The following is a 5,171-nucleotide window of genomic DNA, read 5'->3' as shown; positions in this document are numbered from 1 at the left end:
GACCCATGAAATGGGTTTCGCCCGGGAAGTGGCGGATCGGGTGGTGTTTTTCGATGGCGGGCGGATCGTCGAGATGGGGCCGCCGTCGGACATGTTTTCAGCCCCGAAAGAAGCCCGCACGCGGCAGTTTTTGCAGAGCGTACTGCATTGAGTCGGTCAGGATTTTTGGCGGACTGATCGCCTTTCGCAGGGTAGTGTGCTGACAGTGCTGGTTTGAGCCGACGTAAGCTTGGACGCGTGCGTCGCTTCGATACACAGCCGAGGGGCCAGTATCCACGATCTGTAGGAGCCAACTTGTTGGCGAAGCGACCAACGCGGTGTGCCTGAAACACCGCTTCGCGAACAAGTTCGCTCCTACAACCGATTCTTCATTGCCCAGACAAACAAAAACGCCCCCCGACCTTGCAACCGGCCGTTGAAGTTCTGATTGAGCACCCGATTTCCGTAGGAGCCAACTTGTTGGCGAAGCGACCAACGCGGTGCGCCTGAAACACCGCTTCGCGAACACGTTCACTCCTACAGCAGCTGCTGTTTAGCCAACGGTTTCGATCGCAGCCGCGACACCTGCGCCATAAGCCGGATCGGCTTTGGTGCAGTTGTCGATATGGCGTTGCTTGACCAATTCGCAGGCACCGGAAATAGCCCGAGCGGTATTGAAAAATAGCACCTGTTGCTGCGCAGGCGTCATCAAGCGGAACAAGGCCCGCGGCTGGGAGTAGTAGTCGTCATCGTCTTCACGGAAATTCCAGTTATGCGCCGCACCGTCCAACGCGAGTGGTGGCTCGGTGAAGTCGGGCTGTTCGACCCAGGCACCTTTGCTGTTGGGTTCATAGCCAATGGTGCCGCCGTAGTTGTTGTTGACGCGCATCTGGCCGTCGCGGTGGTAGCTGTTGACCGGGCATTTCGGGGCGTTGACCGGGATCTGGTGATGATTGACGCCCAATCGATAACGCTGCGCATCGCCATAGGAGAACAACCGGCCCTGGAGCATTTTGTCTGGCGAGAAGCTGATGCCAGGCACGACGTTGGCCGGGTTGAACGCGGCCTGTTCAACGTCATGGAAATAGTTTTCTGGATTACGGTTGAGTTCCAGCGTACCCACTTCGATCAGTGGGTAGTCGCCATGTGGCCAGACCTTGGTCAGGTCGAACGGATGAATGTTGTAAGTGCCTGCCTCTTCTTCCGGCATGATTTGCACGTACAGGGTCCATTTTGGAAACTGGCCCGCTTCGATAGCGTCGTACAAGTCGCGCTGGTGCGTTTCACGGTCACCGGACACAAGTGCGGCGGCTTCTTCATCGGTGAGGTTCTTGATGCCTTGCTGGGTTTTCATCGTGAACTTGACCCAGTAGCGCTTGTTGTCCGGGCTGATGAAGCTGAACGTGTGGCTACCGAAACCGTGCATATGGCGGTAGGAACTCGGCAAGCCGCGATCACTCATCACCACTGTGACCTGGTGCAATGCCTCAGGCAGCGAACTCCAGAAATCCCAGTTGTTATCGGCGCTACGCAGGTTGGTGCGCGGGTCGCGTTTGATCGCGTGGTTAAGGTCCGGGAACTTCAACGGATCGCGCAGGAAGAACACCGGGGTGTTGTTGCCCACCAGGTCCCAGTTGCCTTGTTCGGTGTAGAACTTGATGGCGAAACCGCGAATATCGCGCTCCGCATCGGCTGCGCCACGTTCGCCTGCTACGGTGGAGAAGCGAATGAAGATATCGGTCTGTTTGCCAATCTGCGAGAACAACTGCGCTTTGGTGTACTGCGTAATGTCGTGGGTGACGGTGAAGGTGCCGAATGCACCAGAACCTTTGGCATGCATGCGACGCTCAGGAATGACCTCTCGGTCGAAATGGGCCAGTTTTTCCAGCAGCCAGACGTCTTGCAATAGCAGCGGGCCTCGTTTGCCGGCCGACTGCGAGTTGTTGTTATCGACGACGGGTGCGCCGGCGACAGTGGTGAGTTTGTTCATGATCAGGCTCCTCAGGTGGACAGTTAAGTCTCTTTAAATGCAGTGCACGTTATAGGACGATTGTGAGTCTTTTAGCACTGCCACACGGTGTGCAGATTCATCACTAAACGTTTCGTAAGGGGCGTGCCAGACGCATTGCGAGTCCAACGGGCAAGGTATACACGAAAAATTGACGTCCGCGACAGCGGACTGGGGATTGCGCCGCAGTTGCGCGACGTACTGTTTTGGCGGCCCTTCAATATCGGCGGCGCGAGGTGCAGGGCAGGGCGCGATGTTCAGGTTTTCCTGCCAGTGGATTAGCAGACGGCTGAGCGGGTATTGCCGTAGCGATAAGCCTGTATTCGATGCCTGTAGGAGCCAACTTGTTGGCGAGGCGACCAACGCGGCGCTCCTGAAACACCGCTTCGCGAACAAGTTCGCTCCTACAACCGATTCTTCATCGCCCAGACAAACAAAAAGCCCCCCGACCTTGCAATCGGCCGTTGAAGTTCTGATTGAGCACCCGATGCCTGTAGGAGCCAACTTGTTGGCGAAGCGACCAACACGGTGTGCCTGAAACACCGCTTCGCCAACGAGTTCGCCCCAGTGAGTGGGTCGCTGCCCGTCGGTGCTCTGCGTTCTGTGGATTTACGGTAACAACAACCCATGCTCCATCGCATACTTCACCAGCCCTGCCGGTTTATCCACTTTCAACTTGCGGCGGATGCTCAGGCGGTGGGTTTCCACTGTCCTCACACTGATGGTCAGATCGCGGGCGATGGTTTTGTTGTCCAGGCCCTTCGCCAAGCCCACCAATACCTGGACTTCACGGGGCGTCAGCTCGTTTTCCTCAGTCTTTCTAGACACCAGTTTCAAGGTCACTTCGGCACTGTAAAACGTGCCGCCGGTGGCAATTGCCTCGATGGCCGCAACGATTTCTCGGGAAGGTGCGTTCTTGAGCACGTAACCGCTGGCGCCTGCCCGGATCGACGTAGCGACGTACTCCTGATTGTCGTACATGCTCAAGATCAGGATCTTCACATGCGGGCATCGGCTGCGAATCAGTTGGGTCAGCTCCAGGCCATTCATGTCCTGTAGGCCGATGTCGACCAGTACGATGTCAGGATTAACGGCTTCGCACATCGCCAAGCCTTGCGCGGCGTTCTCCGCTTCACCGACCACGTCGAACTGTGGCCTGGCCGAGAGCAGGGCACGTATGCCATCGCGGACAAGGGAGTGATCGTCGACCAAGGCAATGCGGATAGGCGTGGATGGGCTCATGTTTACAACATCATTCCTGTCTGGAAAAAAAGGCTCAAGCCGCAGCCCTGATCGGCATGGTCACGCTCAGTTCACTGCACCCGGGCGCCGAAAACAGGCTCAGTTGGCCATGGAAGTGCTCGACGCGCTCGCGGATATTACGCAAACCGATGCCGCCTTGTATCTCTTGCAGGCGGTCGACTTCAAAACCAACACCGTCATCGCGCACCGACAGTTGCACCTGCCGCTGATTACCGTCCAGGTTGATGTAGACATTCCTGGCGTGGGCGTGCCGTTCGATGTTGGTCAACGCTTCTTGCAGGATTCTGAACAATGCCACGGGCGCGCCGTCTTCTAGCTTGAGATCGCCCAGATGGTGCTGGTAATGAATAGTCAGGCCACTTTGTTGTTCGAACTCGGTCACCAGTTGGGTCACGGCAGCGGCCAGGCCCAGGGTGTCGAGCAGGGAAGGGCGTAGATCATGGGAAATAGTGCGGATTTCACCGATCGCATCGCCCAGCCGTTCGGTGCCTTGGCGCAGCGCGTCCAATCCGCGCTCATTGCCCGCTTCCAGTTGCAGGCTGGCGAGCTCGAACTGGAACTTGATCGAGACCAGTACCTGGCTAATGCCGTCGTGCAGTTCTCGGGAAAGCCTTGAGCGCTCTTCTTCCTGCAAGTTCATGATGCGTTGGTTGAGCAGTTGCAGCTTGCGATCAGCCAAGCGGTGTTCGCTGGCGTTGAGGGTCACGCCGCAGATGAACACCAGCAACACCGCAATCAATGCAACAGCGCCGATGTCGAGCATGGTCGCGTAAATACCTTGGGCAACTTCCTTGCGCGCTTGCTGGGTGGCGCGTTCAACGTCTTCCAGGTAGATCCCGGTGCCAAGCATCCAACCCCAGCGATCGAGCATGACCACCCGCGCCAATTTCCCGGTGATTTGGCCGGTTGACGGTTTTTCCCAGGCGTAATGCTGGAAACCGTCACCGCTTTCGGCGCTTTTGAGCAGTGCGCGGATCACCAGCAAGCCTTGTGGGTCGGTCATGTTCCACAAATCCTTGCCCACCAGCGCAGCCTGACGCGGATGCATCAGGTTGCGGCCATTACGGTCATAGACGAAGAAATAACCATCGATGCCAAAGCTCAGCTTCGACAGTTCTTCCAGCACGTGCTGCTTGGTTTGTTCATCGTCGCGGCCGCTTTCATAGATGGGCGCGAGGGCGCTCATGGCCATTTCTACGTAGTTCTTAAGTTCAGCGCGCTTGCTCGCCAGAATGCTGTCTTCGATTAACTGCGCCTGCTGCTCGCCAAGACGCTGGTTTTGCACAATGACCAGCGCGCAGATCACCGACACCGCGAGGATCAACGGCAGAATGCCCAGGGCGACGATCTTGTGTTTGAGTTGCATAGTGGTAGACGTCCACGTGGGCGTGTTGTTTGGGCGGTATTAAACACGCAACACGTAAGCGCTGCGAGGTTTCTGATGTGTCTGAATGGCCGATGAATGCGAGGCTCTGTAGGCGTGAGCTTGTTCGCGAGACAGTGTGATCGCGCACATCGCGGGGGCTGCTTCGCCAACAAGTTGGCTCCTACAGTTACCTTGCAGTCTCAGTAGTACTACGTAGCAACTACCGTAGTAATACTAATTTCTCTTGCTGACAGCAGCGCGGATAGTGGCGACGCTCCGTTACCGCGGACCAAACAATAACAACTACGCCACAAGCCAACGGGCTTGGGCAGGAGACCCACAATGACCCGACTGACCAAACATCTAGGTTGGTTCGCCGTCGCGGCCCTAGGGGCATGCGCCTTGGGTGTCGTCGCGTTGCGCCGCGGCGAAGCCATCAACGCACTCTGGATTGTCGTCGCTGCGGTGGCTATTTATCTGGTTGCGTATCGTTATTACAGTCTGTTCATCGCCAATCACGTCATGCAACTCGATCCAACCCGGGCCACTCCGGCG

General features: G+C 57.0%; 4 protein-coding genes and 1 pseudogene. 2 read left to right on the top strand and 3 right to left on the bottom strand.

Annotation, left to right across the window (positions count from 1 at the left end; genetic code table 11):
• Positions 1 to 151, top strand: a pseudogene (locus tag VGC62_RS17515) (ectoine/hydroxyectoine ABC transporter ATP-binding protein EhuA); the annotation flags it as partial.
• A 381-nt stretch (positions 152 to 532) separates the two neighbouring features.
• Here VGC62_RS17515 and VGC62_RS17510 read toward each other — a convergent pair.
• The 3 genes from VGC62_RS17510 to VGC62_RS17500 all read right to left on the bottom strand — a co-directional run bounded on the left by VGC62_RS17510 (position 533) and on the right by VGC62_RS17500 (position 4,616).
• Positions 533 to 1,969 carry a catalase gene (locus VGC62_RS17510; protein WP_331188340.1) on the bottom strand — a complete coding sequence of 479 codons (1,437 nt, stop codon included), beginning with the start codon at positions 1,967 to 1,969 and terminating at the stop codon, positions 533 to 535.
• A gap of 627 nt (positions 1,970 to 2,596) precedes the next feature.
• Positions 2,597 to 3,229, bottom strand: coding sequence for a response regulator transcription factor (locus tag VGC62_RS17505; protein WP_331188339.1), 633 nt, complete (start codon positions 3,227 to 3,229; stop codon positions 2,597 to 2,599).
• A gap of 34 nt (positions 3,230 to 3,263) precedes the next feature.
• Positions 3,264 to 4,616 carry a cache domain-containing protein gene (locus tag VGC62_RS17500; RefSeq protein ID WP_331188338.1) on the bottom strand — a complete coding sequence of 451 codons (1,353 nt, stop codon included), beginning with the start codon at positions 4,614 to 4,616 and terminating at the stop codon, positions 3,264 to 3,266.
• Positions 4,617 to 4,958: 342 nt separating this feature from the next.
• On the opposite strand from VGC62_RS17500, the gene VGC62_RS17495 reads away from it, so the two are divergent.
• A partial coding sequence (locus VGC62_RS17495; RefSeq protein ID WP_331188337.1) for a carbon starvation CstA family protein occupies positions 4,959 to 5,171 on the top strand: 213 nt, incomplete at its 3' end.

Source organism: Pseudomonas sp. (genome assembly GCF_036404235.1).
Taxonomy (GTDB): domain Bacteria; phylum Pseudomonadota; class Gammaproteobacteria; order Pseudomonadales; family Pseudomonadaceae; genus Aquipseudomonas.
This window is presented reverse-complemented; position numbering and strand designations above follow the sequence as displayed.

What these genes read in the sequence shown, in the direction of transcription:
- VGC62_RS17510 (WP_331188340.1), bottom strand. Translation starts at nt 1,969, where the DNA reads ATGAACAAACTCACCACTGTCGCCGGCGCACCCGTCGTCGATAACAAC.
- VGC62_RS17505 (WP_331188339.1), bottom strand. Translation starts at nt 3,229, where the DNA reads ATGAGCCCATCCACGCCTATCCGCATTGCCTTGGTCGACGATCACTCC.
- VGC62_RS17500 (WP_331188338.1), bottom strand. Translation starts at nt 4,616, where the DNA reads ATGCAACTCAAACACAAGATCGTCGCCCTGGGCATTCTGCCGTTGATC.